21 protein-coding genes are annotated in these 19,816 nt (G+C 68.6%); 14 read left to right on the forward strand and 7 right to left on the reverse strand.

Annotated elements, in window-relative coordinates; translation table 11 throughout:
• Positions 1 to 76: 76 nt before the first annotated feature.
• The gene (gene senA / locus AC07YZ_RS15255) at positions 77 to 1,342 is read right to left on the reverse strand and encodes a selenoneine synthase SenA (RefSeq protein WP_494795355.1); all 1,266 of its coding nucleotides are present in this window, start codon (positions 1,340 to 1,342) and stop codon (positions 77 to 79) included.
• A gap of 24 nt (positions 1,343 to 1,366) precedes the next feature.
• On the opposite strand from senA, the gene senB reads away from it, so the two are divergent.
• The 12 genes from senB to AC07YZ_RS15315 all read left to right on the forward strand — a co-directional run bounded on the left by senB (position 1,367) and on the right by AC07YZ_RS15315 (position 9,299).
• Positions 1,367 to 2,371 carry a selenoneine biosynthesis selenosugar synthase SenB gene (gene senB / locus AC07YZ_RS15260; RefSeq protein ID WP_494795356.1) on the forward strand — a complete coding sequence of 335 codons (1,005 nt, stop codon included), beginning with the start codon at positions 1,367 to 1,369 and terminating at the stop codon, positions 2,369 to 2,371.
• A 50-nt stretch (positions 2,372 to 2,421) separates the two neighbouring features.
• A complete protein-coding gene (gene selD / locus AC07YZ_RS15265) occupies positions 2,422 to 3,501 on the forward strand; it encodes a selenide, water dikinase SelD (protein WP_494795357.1) in 1,080 nt (359 codons plus the stop codon).
• A 27-nt stretch (positions 3,502 to 3,528) separates the two neighbouring features.
• Positions 3,529 to 3,819, forward strand: a complete 291-nt coding sequence (locus tag AC07YZ_RS15270) for a DUF7684 family protein (protein ID WP_226494194.1) — start codon at positions 3,529 to 3,531, stop codon at positions 3,817 to 3,819.
• 130 nt (positions 3,820 to 3,949) lie between these two features.
• A complete protein-coding gene (locus AC07YZ_RS15275; RefSeq protein ID WP_494795358.1) occupies positions 3,950 to 4,363 on the forward strand; it encodes a DUF1801 domain-containing protein in 414 nt (137 codons plus the stop codon).
• A gap of 31 nt (positions 4,364 to 4,394) precedes the next feature.
• A complete protein-coding gene (locus AC07YZ_RS15280; protein ID WP_494795409.1) occupies positions 4,395 to 4,937 on the forward strand; it encodes an MOSC domain-containing protein in 543 nt (180 codons plus the stop codon).
• Between the two features lie 50 nt (positions 4,938 to 4,987).
• Positions 4,988 to 5,545 carry an NADPH-dependent FMN reductase gene (locus AC07YZ_RS15285; protein ID WP_494795359.1) on the forward strand — a complete coding sequence of 186 codons (558 nt, stop codon included), beginning with the start codon at positions 4,988 to 4,990 and terminating at the stop codon, positions 5,543 to 5,545.
• A gap of 4 nt (positions 5,546 to 5,549) precedes the next feature.
• Positions 5,550 to 6,152: a GrpB family protein gene (locus AC07YZ_RS15290; RefSeq protein ID WP_494795360.1), complete on the forward strand. Its 603-nt coding sequence runs from the start codon at positions 5,550 to 5,552 to the stop codon at positions 6,150 to 6,152.
• Positions 6,149 to 6,601 (forward strand): YiiD C-terminal domain-containing protein, encoded by a 453-nt coding sequence (locus tag AC07YZ_RS15295; protein ID WP_226494189.1) that lies wholly within the window; start codon positions 6,149 to 6,151, stop codon positions 6,599 to 6,601. The genes AC07YZ_RS15290 and AC07YZ_RS15295 overlap by 4 nt, the downstream gene beginning before the upstream one ends.
• Positions 6,602 to 6,620: 19 nt before the next feature.
• Complete coding sequence (locus AC07YZ_RS15300; protein ID WP_226494188.1) at positions 6,621 to 7,031, forward strand: VOC family protein; 411 nt, start codon at positions 6,621 to 6,623, stop codon at positions 7,029 to 7,031.
• A gap of 44 nt (positions 7,032 to 7,075) precedes the next feature.
• On the forward strand, positions 7,076 to 7,837 hold the full coding sequence (locus AC07YZ_RS15305) for an alpha/beta hydrolase (RefSeq protein WP_494795361.1): 762 nt from the start codon (positions 7,076 to 7,078) through the stop codon (positions 7,835 to 7,837).
• Between the two features lie 316 nt (positions 7,838 to 8,153).
• Positions 8,154 to 8,876, forward strand: coding sequence for a hypothetical protein (locus AC07YZ_RS15310; RefSeq protein ID WP_494795362.1), 723 nt, complete (start codon positions 8,154 to 8,156; stop codon positions 8,874 to 8,876).
• A 201-nt stretch (positions 8,877 to 9,077) separates the two neighbouring features.
• Positions 9,078 to 9,299 carry a hypothetical protein gene (locus tag AC07YZ_RS15315; RefSeq protein ID WP_068173642.1) on the forward strand — a complete coding sequence of 74 codons (222 nt, stop codon included), beginning with the start codon at positions 9,078 to 9,080 and terminating at the stop codon, positions 9,297 to 9,299.
• A 53-nt stretch (positions 9,300 to 9,352) separates the two neighbouring features.
• On the opposite strand, the gene AC07YZ_RS15320 is transcribed toward AC07YZ_RS15315, so the two are convergent.
• From AC07YZ_RS15320 to AC07YZ_RS15330, 3 genes are read right to left on the reverse strand one after another with little or no spacing between them, the layout of a single operon-like run.
• On the reverse strand, positions 9,353 to 10,153 hold the full coding sequence (locus AC07YZ_RS15320; protein ID WP_494795363.1) for a DUF3047 domain-containing protein: 801 nt from the start codon (positions 10,151 to 10,153) through the stop codon (positions 9,353 to 9,355).
• 2 nt (positions 10,154 to 10,155) lie between these two features.
• The gene (locus AC07YZ_RS15325; RefSeq protein WP_494795364.1) at positions 10,156 to 10,968 is read right to left on the reverse strand and encodes a DUF547 domain-containing protein; all 813 of its coding nucleotides are present in this window, start codon (positions 10,966 to 10,968) and stop codon (positions 10,156 to 10,158) included.
• A gap of 43 nt (positions 10,969 to 11,011) precedes the next feature.
• Entirely contained in the window at positions 11,012 to 13,174 is a 2,163-nt protein-coding gene (locus AC07YZ_RS15330; protein WP_494795365.1) for a dihydrolipoyl dehydrogenase family protein, read from the reverse strand.
• A gap of 72 nt (positions 13,175 to 13,246) precedes the next feature.
• On the opposite strand from AC07YZ_RS15330, the gene AC07YZ_RS15335 reads away from it, so the two are divergent.
• Together AC07YZ_RS15335 and AC07YZ_RS15340 are read left to right on the forward strand one after the other, a co-directional pair.
• Positions 13,247 to 13,984: a YiiX/YebB-like N1pC/P60 family cysteine hydrolase gene (locus tag AC07YZ_RS15335; RefSeq protein WP_226494182.1), complete on the forward strand. Its 738-nt coding sequence runs from the start codon at positions 13,247 to 13,249 to the stop codon at positions 13,982 to 13,984.
• 76 nt (positions 13,985 to 14,060) lie between these two features.
• A complete protein-coding gene (locus tag AC07YZ_RS15340; protein WP_494795366.1) occupies positions 14,061 to 16,757 on the forward strand; it encodes a cation-translocating P-type ATPase in 2,697 nt (898 codons plus the stop codon).
• A 12-nt stretch (positions 16,758 to 16,769) separates the two neighbouring features.
• On the opposite strand, the gene AC07YZ_RS15345 is transcribed toward AC07YZ_RS15340, so the two are convergent.
• From AC07YZ_RS15345 to AC07YZ_RS15355, 3 genes are read right to left on the reverse strand one after another with little or no spacing between them, the layout of a single operon-like run.
• Positions 16,770 to 17,222 carry a TerB family tellurite resistance protein gene (locus tag AC07YZ_RS15345; RefSeq protein ID WP_226494180.1) on the reverse strand — a complete coding sequence of 151 codons (453 nt, stop codon included), beginning with the start codon at positions 17,220 to 17,222 and terminating at the stop codon, positions 16,770 to 16,772.
• A 26-nt stretch (positions 17,223 to 17,248) separates the two neighbouring features.
• Positions 17,249 to 19,093, reverse strand: coding sequence for an ATP-binding protein (locus AC07YZ_RS15350; RefSeq protein ID WP_494795367.1), 1,845 nt, complete (start codon positions 19,091 to 19,093; stop codon positions 17,249 to 17,251).
• A 12-nt stretch (positions 19,094 to 19,105) separates the two neighbouring features.
• Positions 19,106 to 19,816, reverse strand: coding sequence for a PspA/IM30 family protein (locus tag AC07YZ_RS15355; protein ID WP_226494178.1), 711 nt, complete (start codon positions 19,814 to 19,816; stop codon positions 19,106 to 19,108).

A 19,816-nucleotide genomic window follows, 5' to 3' on the forward strand; every position in this document is an offset into this window, starting at 1 on the left:
GCCCGCGACCCCCTCAAGGGGGCCACACCAGCGGCCCGGCGGAGCCGGTTCCGCGGTGTGTGCTGGTGGGAACCCGTCAACGCTGACCGACCACGCTGCGGAAACCGGCAAAGATGTCGTTGCGCTCGGGCGTGAAGAAGTTGCGGTACTGGGGGTGGCGCATGCGCGGCGCGGTGGCGTGGCTCGCGCCTTTGAGCACCGGGCGGCCGTCGAACCAGGGCCGGGAGTAGTCCACATAGGGGTGCGGCTGAAAACCGGGGAAGGGCGCGAAGGCGCTGGCGGTCCATTCCCACACCTCGCCCCACTGGAAACCCGGGTGGCCCGCGGCCACTTCCCATTCGGCTTCGCTGGGCAGGCGCCGCCCGGCCCAGGCACACCAGGCCTGGGCCTCGAACGCCGTGAGGTGGCAGGCCGGCGCGGCCATGTCCAGCGGCTGCCAATGCCCGCCCCGTTGCCGCTCCCAGCCGCCATCGGTTGACGGGCGCAGATGGCGCGGGTGGCGCCAAGGCTCTGCACCCGAAGCGCTGCTCCCAGGCTCCACCGTTGCGCCGGCCTGCAGCCAGGCCCAGCCCGCCTCGCTCCAGAAACGCCGCTGCGCATAACCGCCCGCCGCCACGAACGGCAGAAACCGCGCCCAGCTGACGGTGCGTGCGTCGATCTCGAAGGTGGGCACCGATACGGCGTGGGCGCCCAGCTCGTTGTCAAAAGCGAAGCCCGGGCCGCTGCGGCCCAGGGTCCAGGGGGTGGCGGCGATGGACAGGGTTTGTGGCAGGGTTTGCTCTGGGGGCGGCGCAGCGGCGGACACCGTGGCGTCCAGAGCGTCCAACCCCAGCGTCTGCGCCATGTAGACCGCCGCCTCGGCGTGCATGTCTTCGTGGAACAGCGCGAGGCGAAAGAAATACAGGCCGGCGTCGTTGTCGGGCGCCTGCGCCAGCAGCGCCAGCGTGTCGGCCAGGCCGTGGGCCAGGTCGGCGCGCACCGCGTCGGCATCGGGCAGGTCCAGCTGCCAGCGCCGGTCGTGCGGCACGGTGCTGGAGTTGTACAGCGCATCCGCGTTCAGTCCGCGTGTGGCCTGCCGCGCTGGCGCGCGCGGCGCCAGCGGGTCGGCCTGCGTGCCCAGCCCGCGCTGCGGGTTGCGCGCGATCCACCAGTCCGCAAACCAGCCGATGTGGCCCAGCTCCCACGGCGGCGGGTTCAGCTCGGGCGTGCAGGGCACGCGCAGGGCCGGCCCCAGCGCGGCCTGGTAGGCGGCGAACAGGCGCAGCGTGCGCTCGCGCGCGCCCACCAGCGCCTGCGTCAGCGCGGCCTTGCCGGCGCAACGGGCCTGTTCGGCTTCGGACACAATCACCGCCATCGACTCACCCCCATGAAAAAACCCGCTCTCTGCATCGTCACTCCCGCGCTGGCCGATGCCAACAACGGCAACTGGCAGACCGCGCGCCGCTGGGCGCAGATGCTGTCGGGCCATTATCGGGTTCGCCTGGCCCAGCGGTGGCCCGATGGCGACGCCGCCGCCGACGGCACCGACATCCTGCTCGCCCTGCACGCGCGGCGTTCGGCCGCCTCCGTGGCCGCGTGGGCGCAGGCGCACCCCGGGCGGCCGCTGGTGCTCGCGCTCACCGGCACCGACCTGTACCGCGACATCGCCACCGACGCCAGCGCGCAGCGCTCGCTGGCCCTGGCGCAGCGGCTGATCGTGCTGCAGGACCAGGGCCCGCTGGCCCTGCCCGAGGCCCTGCGCGGCAAGGCCCGGGTGGTCTTCCAGTCCAGCACCCCGCGCCGGACCCTGGCCAAGACCACGGCGTGGCTGCGCGTGCTCATGGTGGGGCACCTGCGCGAGGAGAAGTCGCCCCAGACGCTGTGGGCCGCGGCGCGCCTGTTGCGGCCCGACGAAGGCATCCAGATCGACCACATCGGCGATGCGCTCGACACCGCGCTGGGCGAGGCCGCGCGCCAGTGCATGCGCGACTGCCCGCACTACCGCTGGCTCGGCGGCCAGCCACACGCCCGCACGCGAGAGCGCATCCAGCGCGCGCACCTGCTGGTGCACCCCAGCCACATGGAAGGGGGCGCCCACGTCATCATGGAAGCCGCGCTCAGTGGCACGCCCGTGCTGGCCTCGCGCATCGCGGGCAACGTGGGCATGCTCGGTGCCGACTACGGCGGCTACTTCTCCGCGGGCGACGCCGCCGCGCTGGCCGCGCTGCTGCGCCAGGGCCGTCAGGACCTCGCCAGCGGCGGCGCCTGGCTCGCCGCGCTGCAAGCACAATGCGCGATCAGAGCCACCCGGTTTGAACCGGCCGCCGAGCGGGCCGCCTTGCTGAGCCTGCTGGGCGAACTGCGACACCCCACTGGGCGGCAACCTCCCTGAGCCGCGCCGCCGCATCCCAACCTTACGCCGCACCGAACCCGAACCCGCCGATGAACGCACCCATGCCCCAACCCGCCGCCACCAAAGAACCCCGCCTCACCAGCCTCTCGCACGGTGGTGGCTGCGGCTGCAAGATCGCCCCCGGCGTGCTCAGCGACATCCTCAAAGGAACGGCCGCCATGCCCATGCCGCCCGAGCTGCTGGTCGGCATCGAAACCGCCGACGACGCCGCTGTGTACCGGCTCAACGACGAACAGGCCCTGATCGCCACCACCGACTTCTTCATGCCCATCGTCGACGACCCGTTCGACTTCGGCCGCATCGCCGCCACCAACGCCATCAGCGACGTCTACGCCATGGGCGGCACGCCCATCATGGCGCTGGCCCTGGTGGGCATGCCCATCGGCGTGCTCAGCACCGAGACGATTGGCAAGATCCTGCAGGGCGGGCAGGACGTCTGCCGCGCCGCCGGCATCCCCATCGCGGGCGGCCACACCATCGACTCCGTCGAACCCATCTACGGCCTGGTGGCCCTGGGGCTGGTGCACCCAAAGCGCGTCAAGCGCAACGCCGACGCACAAGTGGGCGACCGCCTGATCCTGGGCAAACCCATCGGCGTGGGCGTGCTCTCGGCCGCGCTCAAGAAGGACGCGCTCAGCGCCGAGGGCTACGCCCGCATGATCGCCACCACCACCCAGCTCAACACCCCCGGCCCCGACCTGGCGGCGCTTGACGGTGTGCACGCGCTCACCGACATCACCGGCTTTGGCCTGGCCGGCCACACCCTGGAGATGGCGCGCGGCGCCCACACCACCGTGCGCCTCAGCATGGACCGCGTGCCGCTGATCGAAGGCGTGCGCGCCCTGGCCGCCCAGGGCATGGTGACCGGCGCCTCCGGCCGCAACTGGGCCGCCTATGGCCACGAAGTGCGCCTGGGCGACCACCTGCAACCGGTGGACCAGGCCCTGCTGAGCGACCCCCAGACCAGCGGCGGCTTGCTCGTGGCCTGCGCGCCCGACGCGGTGGCCGAGGTGCTGGCCATCTTCGAGCGTCACGACTTCGCCGCCGCCGCCGAAGTGGGCGAGATCGTGGCGCCTGTGGCTGGCGGGGTGCGGCTGCAGGTGGTTTGAGACGGGGCTGGGGCTCAGGCGGTTGCCATGCACAGCGGGAAGATCGTTCTGGTTTCTACCTCCGGCTACGTCGCCAGCCGGGATGATCCGTTGTTGCGGGAACTGATCGAGAGCCAGATTGAGCTGTTCTGCGCCCTGGGTGTCGACGCCGAAAAATGGGAGGATGCGCTGGACTGGATGTGCATGGGAGCCGACGGCTCGGAGGCCACATTCATCACCACCACCTCGCATCCTGGCGAATCAGAGGCCGAGGTCATCGAGTTCGCCCGAAGCTTTTCCACCGAGAGGCCACACGAAGTCGAGGTCATTCGGGTTTGAAGGGGGTCCTGGGTGCTGTTAACCGCCGCTTCCTGGATGATGGTGCCGGGCGCGCCTTCGGCCTTCTAAAACACCATGCAACAACAGATTTTCATAGTGCTTTAGAGTCCGAAAGCTTCAGGAGGCACCCATGAAAAAACCGGATTCGACCGAGGGCCCATCGGCCTCTGCGCTGATTGACCAACGCATCGCCGATCTCGCAGACTGGCGCGGGCAGACCTTGAGCCGGATGCGCCAGCTCATCCAGGAGGCCGACCCGGAGGTCGTCGAGGAGTGGAAGTGGATGGGCACGCCTGTGTGGTCGCACGACGGGATCGTCTGCACCGGCGAGTCCTACAAGTCGGTCGTGAAACTGACCTTCGCCAAGGGGGCTTCGCTGGATGACCCGGCCAGGCTGTTCAATTCGAGCCTCGACGGCAACACCAGGCGCGCGATGGACATTCGCGAGGGGGAGGTGGTTGACGCGGCTGCATTCAAAGCGCTCATCCGCGCCGCCATCGCCCTCAACACCGTCGCAAAAGCAAAGCCCAGGCGAGCGAAGTAGGCCACCGAAGCGCAGAACGCTCGCCATGCACATGAGCCCTCAGGTTGTTGCCGTCAGTTCCAGCCCGGCCCACGCTTTCACCAAGGGCGTTGCCTCGCAGATCCGCTTGCTGGCGGGCCTTGGTGTGGAGGGGGATGCGCATTGCGGGGTTACCGTGCAGCACCGCTCGCGGGTGGCGCAAGACCCAATGCAGCCGAACCTGCGCCAGGTTCACCTCATCCATGCCGAGCTGTTCGAGGAACTGGCCGCGCAGGGGTTCGAGGTGGGACCCGGCCAGATCGGCGAGAACATCACCACACGCCATCTCAGTCTTCTCGCGCTGCCGGCGGATGCCGAGTTGCACATCGGCTCTTCGGTCATCGTCAGACTCACCGGCCTGCGCAACCCCTGCGAACAACTGAACCGGTTTCAGTCGGGTCTGATGGCCGCGGTGCTCGGCCGCACGCCCGAGGGGGCGCTGGTTCGCAAAGCCGGTGTCATGGGGGTCGTGGTGGCCGGCGGGATCGTGCGACCGGGTGATGCCATTTCCGTGCGGCTGCCGGTAGGGCCCCACCGCATGCTGGATCGCGTTTGACCAGGGCCGCCGCGCCGCGCTGCTCTCTTCTTTCCTCACACGTGGACACCATGAAAATCCTGTGCCTGTCGGGCAGCCTGCGGGCCGCATCCATCAATGCCGCGCTCCTGCGTGCGGCGGTGCGGCTGGCGCCGCCGGAGGTCCAGCTCACGGTGTTTGCCGGCGTGGGCGATCTGCCGCTCTTCAACCCCGATCTGGAGGCGCAGCTGCCTTCGCCGGTCCGCGCGCTGCACGCCGCCGTCGCCGCGTCGGACGCGTTGTTGATCGCGAGCCCCGAGTACGCCCATGGCGTGACCGGCGCGATCAAGAACACGCTGGACTGGCTGGTCGGTTTTGAGCCTTTCGTGGACAAGCGTGTCGCGGTTCTGAACGCATCGCCGCGTGCGCACCACGCCGACGCGGCGCTGCGCGAAACGCTCAAGACCATGTCGGCCGTGATCGTCGAACCCGCTTCGCTCAGCATCCCGCTGCTCGGTGCCCACCTGGGGGAAGACGGCATGGTCGAAGACCCGCTGGTTGGCGCCACCGTGCGGCGCGCCCTGGCCGCTCTGCACGCGGCCGTGCGCCAGGGGCATACCGAGCAAGGCCCGTCGTTTCCGGTGGCGTAGCGCCATGAACGAGCAGCAGTCGCTGGCGGCGGCCATCCACGAAGCCGTGACGCTGCAGCCCTACGACGCTTCGTGGCCCGCGGCGTATGCCGCCGAGCGGGAACGCCTGCTGCGGGCGCTTCCCGGCGTGTTCATCGGCCTGGAACACATCGGAAGCACGGCGGTCCCGGGCCTGGCGGCCAAGCCCATCGTCGACATCATGGCCGGCGTCGCGTCCATGGCGGTGGCGGAGTCGGTGGCGGTCGCACTGTGCGCGTGCGGGTACACCACGTCGGCCGAATTCAACGCCACGCTGAGCGACCGCAAATGGTTCATGCGCTGGGCCGATGGCCACCGCACCCACCACCTGCACGTGGTGGTTCACCAGGGCCAGGCCTGGCACGAGCGGCTGCGCTTTCGCGATGCACTGCGCGCCGACCCTGCGCTCGCCGCCCGCTACGCCGCGCTCAAAGCCAGCGCCGCCGAGCAACACGCGAGCGACCGGGAGGCGTACACCGATGCCAAAGCCGGTTTCGTTCGCGCCGTGTCCGGCGCCGCGCGGCCGTTGCATCATGACGACCCGCCCTGGCCGCTCAAACACCAGACACCCGAGGAGAAAAAACCATGACACCCGCTGAACTGGAGCAGTACCTGCACGAGCACATCCCCCTGTCGCTGGCAATGCAGGTTTCCGTGGAAGAGGCGTCGCCCGCGCAGGTGGTGCTGGGCGCCCCGCTGCGTCCCAACATCAACCACCGCGACACCGTGTTCGGTGGCAGCGCTTCCGCGCTGGCCATCCTGTCGGCCTGGTCGCTGTTGCACACCAAGCTGACCGCGGCGGGCTACAAGACCCGGCTGGTCATCCAGCGCAACACCATGAGCTACGAGCAGGCGATCGTGGGCCACTTCACGGCCCGCGCGCCAAGCCCGACGCCCGAGGCATGGCAAGCGTTCACGCGCATGCTGGAGCGCAAGGGCCGGGCCAGAATCACGGTCTCGTCCACGCTCTGGTACGACGGCGCTGAAGCGGGCCATTTCGAAGGCGAATTCGTCGCGCTGGGCACCACGGGCGCGTAGTCGGTCAAGGAGTGCTGCCATGGAACTGCTCGTGAACATCGATGTGGATGACCTGGACAAGGCGCTGCGTTTCTACACGAGCGCGTTCGATCTGCAGGTAGGGCGGCGCTTTGGCGCGGATGGGGTTGAACTGCTGGGCGCTTCCTCCGCGATCTATCTCCTGGTGAAGCCCGCCGGCAGCCCGGCGACCCAGGCCTCCAGCCAGGTGCGCGACTACGGGCGGCACTGGACGCCGGTGCACCTGGACCTGGTGGTGACGGACATCGATGCCTCGGTGCAGCGGGCGCTGAGTGCGGGCGCGACGCTCGAAGCCGAGGTCCGGTCCAGCAACTGGGGCAAGATCGCGCCTATGGCCGATCCGTTTGGCCACGGTTTCTGCCTGCTCCAGTTCGTGGGCCGAGGCTACGACGAAATCGCCACCGCGGCGTAACACCCGGGCGTACGGTGGACCGCTCGCCCAACGAAGGCAGACCCATGCGCATCACCCTCTGGCTTCTTGCGTTCGTTGCCCTCGTGTACGGCGGTGCCTGCGTGGCCCTGTACGCGTTTCAGCGCTCGTTCCTGTACTTTCCCCAACCCAGCGCCCTGGCGGGGCCGGACACCACGCGCAAGCTGGTGGTGCCAGGGGCCGAGCTGGCGGTGTCGGTCCGACCGCACAGCGGCCCGAAGGCCCTGATCTATTTCGGCGGCAACGCCGAAGACGTGTCGCAGCAACTGCCCTGGTTTGCCCGCGCGTTTCCAGACCACGCCATCTACCTGCTGCAGTACCGCGGCTACGGCGCCAGCACCGGGGCACCCACCGAAGCTTTGTTGAAGAGCGATGCACAGGCCCTGTTCGACTCGGTGCATGCCGACCACCCGGACGTGGCCGTGGTGGGGCGCAGCCTGGGCAGCGGTGTGGCCGTGCACCTCGCGAGCCAGCGGCCGGTGTCGCGCCTCGTGCTCGTGACGCCGTACGACAGCATCGTGGAGCTCGCGGCGCGGCAGTTCCCGGCGTTTCCGGTGCGGTGGCTGCTGACCGACAAGTTCGAGTCGTGGCGCTACGCGCCCTCGATCCGGGTGCCCACACTGCTGCTGGCGGCCGAGTTCGACAACGTGATCCCGCGCTGGAGCACCGACCGCCTGCGCACACGTTTCGCCAAGGGCGTGGCCTCGTTCTCGGTGGTACCGGGCACCGACCACAACACGATCTCGAACAGCCCGCAGTACCTGGAGGCACTGCGGGCTGCGTTGTGAGCAGGGAGCGCGAGAGGGGGCGCTTGGTGGCGGTTTCCGGGGGGCGCGCCGGTGGGGTGGCCTGGGTCGCGATGGGGCGACGCCTTGGTGTGTTGTATGCGCGCCAAAGGTTGGCCCCCTTCCGGTGGAAACAACGACCTTTGATCCACTGCGCTTGGACAACCCGAGGTGCTTCGGCGAAGCGGCGCTTTTTCCCGTGATAGCGTGTCGGCTCCCGCGACTGCGGGGACCGCTGTGAAGCGGTAGTTCCCGGGGTTTGTCGAACAACTCCGGCGTTTTCTGTCACAACCCAATCTATCTATCGGAGGAAAAAAAAGTGAATCGATTTCTGGGTGCCATGGCCATCTGTTTTGCACTCGCCGGGTGTGCCACCGTCAACCCCATGGCCTTTGACAAAGATGCCAAGACCATTGACACCAGCGAGAAGTCTGTGGTGCTGATGGCCGTTGAGGTTTCTCGATCCGACGACAGCCGTTATGTTCCGAAGCCTTTTGTAGTGAAGCTTGAGCAGCCGAACGCCCAAAGCAAGGAAGAGCGGCAGAACTTCAAGCTCGATGAGGATGAAGACACCGTGAAGGAAGGGGACCGTATCGTTTATCTGACGCGCATGGCCTTGAAGCCCGGTCAGTACAAACTGGGCGATGTGACGGGCCAGGCCAAAGGGTTTCCGTTTATCGGGACCTTCGTGGTTCCCCTGTTGATGGACCTGGAGGTGAAACCGAACTCGATCACCTACGTCGGTCGACTCACGGCCAAGTTGCGGCCGCGGCAGGGGGAAGAGTTCCGCGCCGGGCCCGTGATCCCCTTGATTGACCAGTCGGTGACGGGCTTGTCCGGCGGTACCTGGGATGTGACCACGGAAAACCTGTCGGAGAAGGACCTTGCGCTGTTCCGCTCCCACTTCCCCGTGCTCACATCGGTCACCATCGAAAGCGCGCCGCTCGCGCCGTTCGACCGTGCCGCGGTGCAGCGTTGGTGGGAGGGCGGGATGCAGCCGGCTGCGGCGACGCCGGCCGCTCCGGTGGCGGCCAGCAAATAAGGCCAGGGCCATCGGCCCGCCCCGGCAGTGACCGCTGGGGCGTGCATCCCGCGGCCATCAGCGGGAGCGGTTTCCCGTTGCGCGCGGCCGGTGCCCGAGGAAGGTCGGGCGCGCCGACCGAAGTGTGTTTCAATGTTTTCTTGTCACCCGTCTCGGTGCCGTCAGCACCGGGGGCGGGTGTCGCATACTGGAGATACACCCTTGAACATCACCCGAATCGTGGCCATTCTTTTCATCGTCGGGGGCGCGCTGGGCCTGGTTTACGGCAGCTTCAGCTACACCAAGGACACCACCGCGCTCAAGCTCGGGCCGATCGAGCTCAAGGTGGAGGAGAAGGAAACGGTCAATGTGCCCGTGTGGGCGGGCATTGGCGCCATCGTCGTGGGCGCGGTGCTGCTGGCTGTGGGCGGCAAGAAGGGCTGACCGGTCCGCACGGCGCCCGGTGGCCCGCCTTTGTGCGCGGCCAGCGGGGTGCTTCAGGGTGCTTGGTCTGCCCAGCGCAGCCCGGCCACCCAGCCGGTGCTGTGGCTCGCGGTGTTGTCGCTGTCGGCGCCGATCAGCACGGTGGAGATGCGGGGCAGGGCTTCGCGCGGTGTCTGGGCGCCCTGCGGCAGCTCGTCGGCGAAGAGCCGGGCGAAGTCTTGCGCCACGTCGCGCGACTCACTTACCCAACGCGCCAACGGCGCACCGCGGCCTTGCAGGCTGATGAAGCGCACGCGGCGGCTGTAGGGGTTGGCGCCTTCGGTGAGCGCCGGGTGCGAGCTGTCCCACAGATAGCATAGCGTGGCCGCAGGCAGCGCCTCGCCGCTCACGCCGCGCGCCAGGCGCAGCACGGTGCGTTCCCAGAATGGCACGCGTTCCATCGGGTGGTCGAACATCACGCAGACCTTGAGCGCGGCGTCGTCGCCGGCCTTGCTGAGGATGTCGACCGGCACCCGGGCGCCCACGAGCGGCTGGTCCAGCCGCCAGCGCCATTGCAGCCGCGCGGCAGGTACAGGGCCGCTCCAGCCGTGCACCAGCGTACCGTAGGACGACGCGGTGGACACCTTGAGCGCGCGTTCGCCGTCCACCGTGCCGGCCTCGAAGCGGGTCGGCGGCAGTTCGGTGTGTTGCTGGGGAAAGCCGACAAAGCGCCAAGCCGGGTGCAGCGCGCCGTCGTCCTGCAGCAGCGGGGGCAAGGCGGCGCCGGTCTGGGTCTGAGCCGGGGCGCTGCCCACCAGCGCCAGCGCGAGCAGGGTGCCGGCCAGGGTGGTGCGGCGGCAGTGGGTGGCGCGCATGGTCAGCGGCCGGCGTCGTTGAGCGACCAGTCGTAGTCCAGGTGGCTCACGGGCAGGCTGCGCGCGCGCAGGCGGGCCTGCTCGGCGGGTTGATCGCTCAGCTGTTCGGCGTAGCGGGCAAACACGTCTTCCACCCGCGTGAACCCCTGGTGGCCGGCCTCGAAGTCTTCGCGGAACCACTTGAAGATGCTGCTGACTTCCAGCCGGCCCCCGACCACGCGGTTGCGCGTGCGGTCGCCCAGGAAGCGGCGCATGCCGTCTTCGAGCTGGGCCACGAGCCTCGCGGCGGTGAAGGCCTCGTCGCGCAGCGCCGGGCAGCCGATGCTGGCGCAGTTCAACGCGGCGTGCACGCGCGGCTCCTGGTAGCGCGGACGCAGCTGCTCGTGTTCGATCCAGTCGAGGTGGCGCTCCTGGCCGAGCAGCCGGAAGAACTTCTTTTTCCAGGGCGCCTGGATGAACGAGCCCAGGTCCTTGATGGACTTCAGATCCGGGTATTTCGTGAGGATGAGTTCCACCGTGAAGGCGTTGTAGGCGTTGATCAGAAAGGCCATCTGCTGCGGCCGGCTCCAGCCGTCGAACGTGGCCTGGGGCACGGCGCTCAAGGCCTCGAGCACGGTTGCCAGCGCGGCGCGGTCGGCCAGAAACCCGGCGTAGCCGACGCGCGACTGCTTGCCGTCGGCCAGCCAGCGCACGTGTTTTTTCAGCAGCGCGTCCCAGGCGGCGTAGCCGTGGTCGAACGTGGGCTGGGCCCGCGCGGCGAGCGGAAAAAACGCGCTGGCGGCGAGCAGGGCCAGGGTCTGGCGGCGGTGGATCATGGTGTGTCGATTCTTTCACGGCCGGTGGGTTCCACCGGCATCGTCATCCGCGCTTCCAGGCGTGGTACTTCGCCACCCAGGCCAGCAGCCGCTGCGGCGCGTGCGCGCGCTTCCATTCGCCCGCGGCGTACTTGTTGGCCTCGGCCAGTGTGGGGTAGGTGTGGATGGTGCCCAGGATCTTGTTCAGACCCAGGCCGTGTTTCATGGCCAGCACGTATTCGGCCAGCAGATCGCCGGCGTACGTGCCGACGAGGGTGACGCCGAGGATGGTGTCCTTGCCCGGCACGGTGAGCACCTTCACGAAGCCGTGGGCCTCGCTGTCGGCGATCGCGCGGTCCAGGTCGTCAATGCCGTACTTCGTGACCTCGTAGGGGATGTTCTTTTCCTTCGCTTCCTGTTCGTTCAGGCCCACGCGCGCCACCTCGGGGGCGATGAAGGTGGCCCAGGGGATCACCGAATAATCGGCCTTGAACTTCTTGAAGTCGCCGAAGAGGGCGTTGACCGCCGCGTACCAGGCCTGGTGCGCGGCCACGTGGGTGAACTGGTAGGGACCGGCCACGTCGCCCGCGGCGTAGATGTTGGGGTAGAGGGTCTGCAGGTACTCGTTGGTCTCGATGGTCTTGTTCGTCGGGATGCCCAGTTCTTCGAGCCCGTAGCCCTGCAGCCGCGCCACGCGGCCCACGGCACAGATGAGCTGGTCGAAGGGAATGCGTTTTTCCGTGCCTTCGTGCTCGACGATCAGCATCTTCTCGCCGCCCACGGCCTCGCAGCGCAGCGCCTTGTGTCCGGTGAGTACCGCCACGCCGTCCGTTTCCAGCGCGGCTTTCGCGAGCGCGCTCACCTCCTCGTCTTCGCGGATCATGATGCGCGGCGCCATCTCCACCTGCGTCACCTGCGATCCCAGCCGGCCGAAGGCCTGGGCGAGTTCGCAGCCGATGGGGCCACCACCCAGCACCACCAGGCGTTGCGGAACCTCGTCGAGCTTCGCGAACGCGTCCCACAGCGTGTCGCTGGTGACATAGCCCATCTCGTCCAGACCGGGCAGCGGCGGCACAAAGGGGCGGGCACCGGCCGCGATCACGATGCTGCGCGCGGTGAGGGTCTGCGTGCCACCGCCGCTCTGCGCGATCTCCACCGTCCACGGGTTCAGCAACCTGGCGTAACCCTGCAGCACCTCCACGCCCAGACCGGTGTAGCGCTCCACGCTGTCGTGCGGCTCGATGGCTTTGATCACGTCGTGGATGCGCTGCATCACGGCCCTGAAGCTGAAAACCGGGCTTGCATCGCTCAGGCCGTAGTTCGATGCGTGGCGCATCTGGTGCGCCAGTGTGGCGCTTTTGATCAGCGCCTTGCTCGGCACGCAGCCGTAGTTCAGGCAGTCGCCGCCCATCTTGTGGGCCTCGATCAGCGTCACCTTGGCCTTCACGGCGGCGGCGATGTAGACCGACACCAGGCCGCCCGCGCCCGCGCCGATCACGATCAGGTTGCGGTCGAACTTCGCCGGCCGAACGCTGGCCCAGCGTGCGTACACCTTGCGCTTTTGCACCACCTCCACGACGCGCCGCGCGATCAGTGGGAACAGGCCGAGTAGCACAAAGGAGCCCAGCAGCGCCGGGCTCAGGATGCCTTGCAGCGACGTCAGCTGGCCCAGTTGCGTGCCCGCGTTCACGTACACCGCCGTGCCGGCCAGCATGCCGAGCTGGCTGACCCAGTAAAACGTCCAGGCCTTCATCTTCGTCAGGCCCATCAGCAGGTTGATCAGGAAAAACGGCACCACCGGAATCAGCCGCAGCGTGAACAGGTAGAACGCACCTTCCTTCTGGATGCCTTTGTCCACCTCGGCCAGGCGCTGGCCAAAGCGCGTCTGCACGCTGTCGCGCAACAGGAAACGCGAGGTCAGAAACGCCAGCGTGGCGCCGATGCTGGAGGCGAACGACACGATCAGCAGGCCCCAGCCCAGGCCGAAGATGGCGCCACCCGCGAGCGTGACGATGGTGGCGCCGGGCAGCGAGAGCGCGGTGACGGCGACGTAGACCGCGAAATACCCCAGCGCGAGCGCCAGGGGCTGCTGCGCCCGCAGCTCGGCGAAACGGGCCTGGCTCTGCTGCAGGAAGTCGAGGCTGAAATACCGGTTGAGATCGAAGGTGAAAAAAGCGACGATGGCCATCAGCACGGCCACCAGCAGCAGGAGTTTGCGGAAGTTCACGACACGGTTCTCGGGTGGGTTTCCTGGTGAGTCGCGCAGGGTTCGCCATTCTTACACCGGAAGGGACAAGGCATGAGGCAATGGATAGGCAGTGCGCTGGCGCGCTACCTGGGCGCGCCGGGGCACACCGCGAGCATCGGTTTTCCCACCGACATGGTGCTGCTGGCCGCCTGTGTGCGTCCGGGCGACGTGATCCTGGTGGAGGGCAACTCGCGCGTGAGCACGGCCATCAAGTACCTGACCCAGTCCACCTGGTCGCACGCGGCGCTCTACGTGGGGCCGATCGCCGGTGGCGGGAGCGATGCGCTCAACGTGGTCGAGGCCGACATCAACGCCGGTGTGCGTGCGGTGCCACTCACGGCGTTCGCCGGGCGGCACTGCCGCATCTGCCGGCCGGCCAGCCTGCGCGCCGACGAAGCGCAGGCCGTGTGCCGGTTCACCCTGCAGCGCCTGGGCCACCACTACGACCTGAAGAACATCGTCGATCTGGCGCGCTACCTGTTTCCCACGCCACCCGTGCCCACACGCTGGCGCCGCCACCTGCTCGCGCTGGGCAGTGGCGACCCCACGCGTGCCATCTGTTCGACGTTGATCGCGCAGGCCTTCGCGTCGGTCAACTACCCCATCCTGCCCATCATCGAGGTGGCCCAACTGAACGATCCGCACTGCCAGGACTGTGTGCGCCAGATCCTGCACGTGCGCCACCACAGCCTGTACACGCCGCGCGATTTCGACGTTTCGCCGTATTTCCAGGTGGTCAAACCGACGCTGGAGGCGGGCTTCGACCACCACCGGCTGGTCTGGGCATGAGGGCCCCCCGCCGCGCTGCGCGCGCCGCTTGATCCGGTCGGTGGCTCGCGTCTCGGGTCTCGGTTATGGTCCTTCCATGAACCGCGACGCCATCCCCCCCGAAACCTGGCATGCGCTGGCGGCCGCCGAGGTGCTGCAGCACCTGGCCGCCAGCGAGACCGGCCTGTCCAGCCGCGAAGCGCGTGAGCGCCTGGCGCGGCACGGCCCCAACCGGCTCGCCGCCGCCGAGCGCCCGGGCTGGTTGCGGCGCTTCGCGGCGCAGTTCCACAACCTGCTGATCTATGTGTTGCTGGCCGCGGGCTTGACCACGCTCTGGTTGGACGACCTCATCGACGCCGCCGTGATCTTCGGCGTGGTGCTCATCAACGCCGTGATCGGCTTTGTCCAGGAAGGCAAGGCCGAACGCGCGCTCGAAGCCGTGCACGCCATGCTGGCCAGCCACGCCATGGTGCTGCGCGACGGTGAGCGCCACGAGATCGACGCCGCGCAACTGGTGCCGGGCGACGTGGTGCTGGTCGAGTCGGGCACGCGTGTGCCGGCCGACCTGCGCCTGCTGACCGCCAGGAACCTGCGCATCGACGAGGCCGCGCTCACTGGCGAGTCGCTGCCGGTGGACAAGGACAGCGCGCCGGTGGCCGCGCTGGCGCCGCTGGCCGAGCGTTCGGGCATGGCCTACGCCGGCACCGTGGTGGCGGTGGGGCAGGGCACCGGCCTGGTGGTCGCCACCGCGGCGCAGACCGAGATCGGCCGCATCGGCCGCATGGTCTCGGAGGTTCAGACCCTGGCCACACCGCTCACGCGCCGGCTCGACCAGTTCGCGCGCCAGATCACCTTCTTCATCCTGCTGGTGAGCGTGGCCACCTTCCTGTGGGGCAGCCGGGTGGGTGGCCTGCCGCCGCTGGACATCTTCCTGGCCGTGGTGGGCCTGGCCGTGGCCGCGATCCCCGAGGGCCTGCCCGCCATCGTCACCATCACGCTGGCCATCGGCACCGCCGCCATGGCCGGGCAGCGCGCCATCGTGCGGCGCCTGCCGGCGGTGGAGACGCTGGGCTCGGTGGGCGTGATCTGCACCGACAAGACCGGCACGCTGACCAAGAACGAAATGACCGCGGTGCGCGTGCTGGTGGTGGCCGACGGCGTGGACGTGAGCGGTGCCGGCTACGCGCCCGAGGGCGGTTTTCATGTGGATGGCCAGACCATCGCGCCCGAGCGCCACGACGGCGTGATGCGCCTGGCGCGCTGCGCCCTGCTGTGCAACGACGCTCGCTTGCACCGTGACGCACAAGGCGGCTGGACGCTGGCCGGCGACCCGACCGAAGGCGCGCTGCTCACGCTGGCGCTCAAGACCGGGCTGGACCTGGCTGAGGAGGCCGCGCGCATGCCGCGCATCGACAGCCTGCCCTTCGAGTCGGAAAACCGCTACATGGCCACGCTGCACCACGACCACCGCGGCCGCGTGCTGGCCCTGCTCAAGGGCGCGCCCGAGCGCGTGTTGGGCCTGTGCGTGCGCGACGCGGCGGGCCAGCCGCTGGACACAGCGGCCTGGCAGGCGCGCATGGACGGGGCCGCGCGCCAGGGCCAACGCGTGCTGGCGCTGGCCGAATGCGAGCTGCCCGTTGGCACGACCGGGCTGACGCTGGGGCACATCACGCCGCGCTTCACCCTGCTCGGCCTGGTGGGGCTGATGGACCCGCCGCGCCCCGAGGCGGTGGAGTCGGTGGCCGAGTGCCTGCGCGCCGGCGTGCGCGTGCTCATGATCACCGGCGACCACGCCACCACGGCCGCCGCCATCGGCGCCAGCCTGGGCCTGCGCGACGGCGACCCGATCACCGGCAGCGAAATCGACACCCTGGACGACGCGGCCCTGAGCACCCGCCTGGGCCAGACCGACGTGGTCGCGCGCGCCAGCCCCGAACACAAGCTGCGCCTGGTGGCCGCGCTGCAGAGCCAGGGCCAGCTGGTGGCGATGACGGGCGACGGCGTGAACGACGCGCCCGCGCTCAAGGCCGCCGACATCGGCGTGGCCATGGGCCAGCGCGGGACGGACGCGGCGCGCGAGGCGGCCGACCTGGTGCTCACCGACGACAACTTCGCCACCATCGCCCACGCGGTGCGCGAAGGCCGCCGCGTGTTCGACAACATCAAGAAGTCGCTGCTGTTCATCCTGCCCACCAACGGCGGCGAGGCCGGTCTGATCCTGATCGCGGTGTTCGCCGGGTTGGCGCTGCCGGTAACGGCCGGGCAGATCCTGTGGGTCAACATGGTCACCAGCATCACGCTGGACATGGCGCTGGCCTTCGAGCCCGCCGAAGACGGCGTGATGCGCCGCCCGCCGCGCCCGGCCAGCGAACCGCTGATCACGCGGCTGCTGTTCCTGCGCATCGCCTACATCACGGTGCTGATGGTGGCGGCCACCTTCGTGGTCTACGGCTGGGAGCTCTCGCGCGGCAGCTCCATCGAAGTGGCGCGCACCGCGGTGGTCAACATGCTGGTGATGAGCGAGATCTTCTACCTCTTCAACGTGCGCCACTTCACCGCCAGCGCCTTCCGCTGGGAGACCCTGGCGGGCAATCGCATCGCGCTCTGGGCCTGCGCCATCACGCTGGGGCTGCAGGGGCTGTTCACCTACGCGCCGCCGATGCAGGCGCTGTTCGGCACCGCCCCGCTGGACGCCTGGTCGTGGCTGCTGATCACCGCACTGGCGAGCGCGAAGTTCGTGGTGGTGGAAATCGAGAAGGCGGTGCTGCGCCGGCTGGGCGTGCGGCGCATGTGAGGCGGGGTCGCCTCAGCCGCCGGTCGTGAGTTCGTGCACCACGTTCGCGACCGATCCGGCGTCGGGCAGGTGCGAGATGGCACCGATGAGCTCGTCGCGCACCTGGCCCAGCAGGGTTTCAAAGCGGGCGGCGTCCACGCCCAGGGCGGTCGCGAACGACTTGACCATGGCGCGCTCTTCGGCGCTCAGGTGGCCGTCGGCATGGCCGGTCATGAGGCACATCAGCACCACGGTGTCGGCCACGTCGGCCGGGCAGCCGGCCATGGCCTGGGCGTCAAAGGCGTGGCTGCCCGACAGCACCGAGGCGGTGGTGGGCATCTCCGGCGTGCGCGAGCTTTCATAGAACTGGCCGATCAGGGCCGCTTCGGCGGGGTGGATGCCGTCCACCTGGGCCACCGCGAGCATGGCTTGCGTCAGCTGGATGACCTGGGTGGTGCTCAGGTTCTGGTCTTGCATGGGGTTCATGGAAAGGCTCCTCATCGGGTGGTGGGTCAGCGGGTCAGGGCGCGCCGTTTGGCGGCGACCAGGTTGCTCTGGATGTCGGCGATGGCCATGTCGCGGAAACGCTGGGGCAGCATGGAGCGGCGCGAGGTTTCGGATACCGCGAGCAGCTCCATGAACTCGATCATGTCGCGCTCCTGCGGGGGCATGAAGTCGGCCGCGGCGGCGGCGAGCGCCTCGGCGTTCAGCGGCGTGGCCCGGTTGCGGGCCAGCTCGACCGACAGCAGGGCCAGCGCTTCGAGGTCGGCGTTGGAGTAGCCGGTCAGCGTGTCGCACAGGGTCATCAGCTCTTCCATGCTCGCCACGCAGGGCTCCTCGTAGCGCGAGAGCACGGCCTGCAGCACCTGGACACGCTCGGCGGCCGTGTCGCAGTAGAAGAACGGGATCTTGCGGTCCAGCCGGCCGGGGCGCTTGATGTCGGTGTCGAGCTTGTCGGGGCGGTTGGTCATCATCACGAACAGCACCTGGCCCCGGTTTTCCGGCTCGGCCATGAACTCTTTCAGCCGCGCGATCACGCGCGAACTGGTGCCGCCGTCGCTGTCCTCGCCGCCGCCGTTGCCAAAGCTGCGGTCGCCCTCGTCGATGATCACGGCGATCGGCCCCATGGCCTTGACCGTGGCCAGCACGCGCTCCAGGTTGGCCTCGGTGGAACCCACCCACTTGGAGCGGAAGTTCTTCAGCGCCACAGCCGACAGGCCCGCCTCTTTCAGGAAGGCCTTGATGACGAAGGTCTTGCCCGAGCCCATGGGGCCCACCGCGAGCAGGCCCATCGGGGTCAGCGTGGTTTCGCCGGCCTTGAGGTTCTGCGCGATCGCCATCAGCTCGTGCTTGATGTGTTCGTGCCCGCCGACCGACGAGAGGCCGTGTTTGGGCTCGATGAACTCGATCAGGCCCGCGCATTCTTTTTCGATCATCTCGCGCTTGCGCGCGTGGATGACCTGGAGCACTTCCTGGTCGGCGTCGCCGGTGGGCAGGGTCTTGCCGGGTTCGATGAGGCGCGTGATCTCGGCCGGGGTCATGCCGGCGGTGATGGTGGCCAGCGTGTTGGCCCGCGCCTGGGCATCGGGCGTGCCCTGCAGCAGGGTCTGGATCAGCTGGCGTCGCTCGGGTTCGCTCAGGCCGTGGCCCTGGGAGCTGGCCAGGATGTTGGCCAGCTGCACGGTGCGCAGCCCGCTGGTGCGTTCGGAAAACAGGGTCTGCTGGTGTTCGCTGAGCTTGGGCGCGAAAAAGCCGATCACCCGCTTGCGCAGCGGCAGATCGGGCATGGGGATCTCGATGGCCGCGACCTTGGGGTTGGACAACAGGCCCGGGTTGATCGCGTTGAGCGACTCGGTGATCAGGACGATGATGTTGTCGCCGTTGGTCAGGCTCTGGTCCAGGGACCAGCGGTGGAACACCAGGTAGGTCTGGCGGTCGGGCTGCGCCATGAAACTCGGGTCGCCCGCGGGCAGCAGGGCGTCGGCATACGGCACGATCACGGCGGTGGACTGCTGGGCGCGCATGCGCTTTTCCAGGGCGTGCAGCGAGGCCAGCAGGTCGGGCTCGCTCCCCGCTTCGAGCTCCTGTTCCAGCGCCTTGCGCTTGTCTTCGGTGGTGGCCCCGGACAGCACCCGGATACCGCGCTCCAGGCTGATCTCGCAGACGTGCTTCTTGGTGTCCTTGAACAGCGCCTGCACCAGGAACGAGTCCAGGTTGTGCAGCGTGTCGCCGACCAGGTAGTTGTCGAACACGTTGCGGTACAGCACGAAGGTGGACGCTTCGCCCGCCAGGTACTTCTGCCGCAGGACCTCCGCCCAGCGGGGCAGCTCGTGGCGGGGGGGGGCGGGTGCGTTCATGCGTGGGGCCGTTCAGAGGGTCTTGGTCGGGGCGGCCTGCGCGGCGGCGCGGGCCTGCTTCATGGCTTCGAGCTGGGCCTTGGCGGTCACGCTGCCGCTGCTCTGGCGCAGTTTGTTCAGCCGCACGTCCAGATCGGAGTTCTGCAGTTCGGCGCCCAGGCTGGCCTGCGCCACCTGGCTCTTGATGTGGTCGCGCACCGCGCCCAGCGCCTGCACCTCGGCGTCCACCGACAGGCCGTCAAGCTGGCCCTGGATCTTGAGCCGCGCCTGGGCGCTGTGCATCTGCGCCAGCATGCGTTCCTTCTCGGCCTTGAGTTTGTCGATCTCGGTCTTCACCTGGATCAGCGAATCCTTGGCGTTGTCGGCGTCGGCGGTGGCCTGGGTGGCGTCGGCGCGCAGCTCGGCAATGGCGGCATCGAGCGAGTTCTTCTTCTGGATCAGCACCACGGCCAGATCGTCCTGGTTGGTGGCGAGCGCCGCTTCCAGATCGGTGCTGACGCTGGCGAGTTCGCGCTCATGCGTCTCCAGCCGCGAGGTGATTTCCAGCCGCCGCGCGATGATGGCGCCGGTGGCGGCCTTGAGCTGGGTGTATTTCTGGATCATCGAGGCGATCGCGTTCTGGTAGGCGATCTCGGGGTGCTCTTTCTCGATGTCCGAGACCCATAGGGAGATGAAGCCGCTCCAGAGGTTGGCGAGGCGGGCGAAGATTGCGTTGTTGGCCAT

It is taken from the genome of Hydrogenophaga sp. GW101-3F08 (assembly GCF_059424585.1).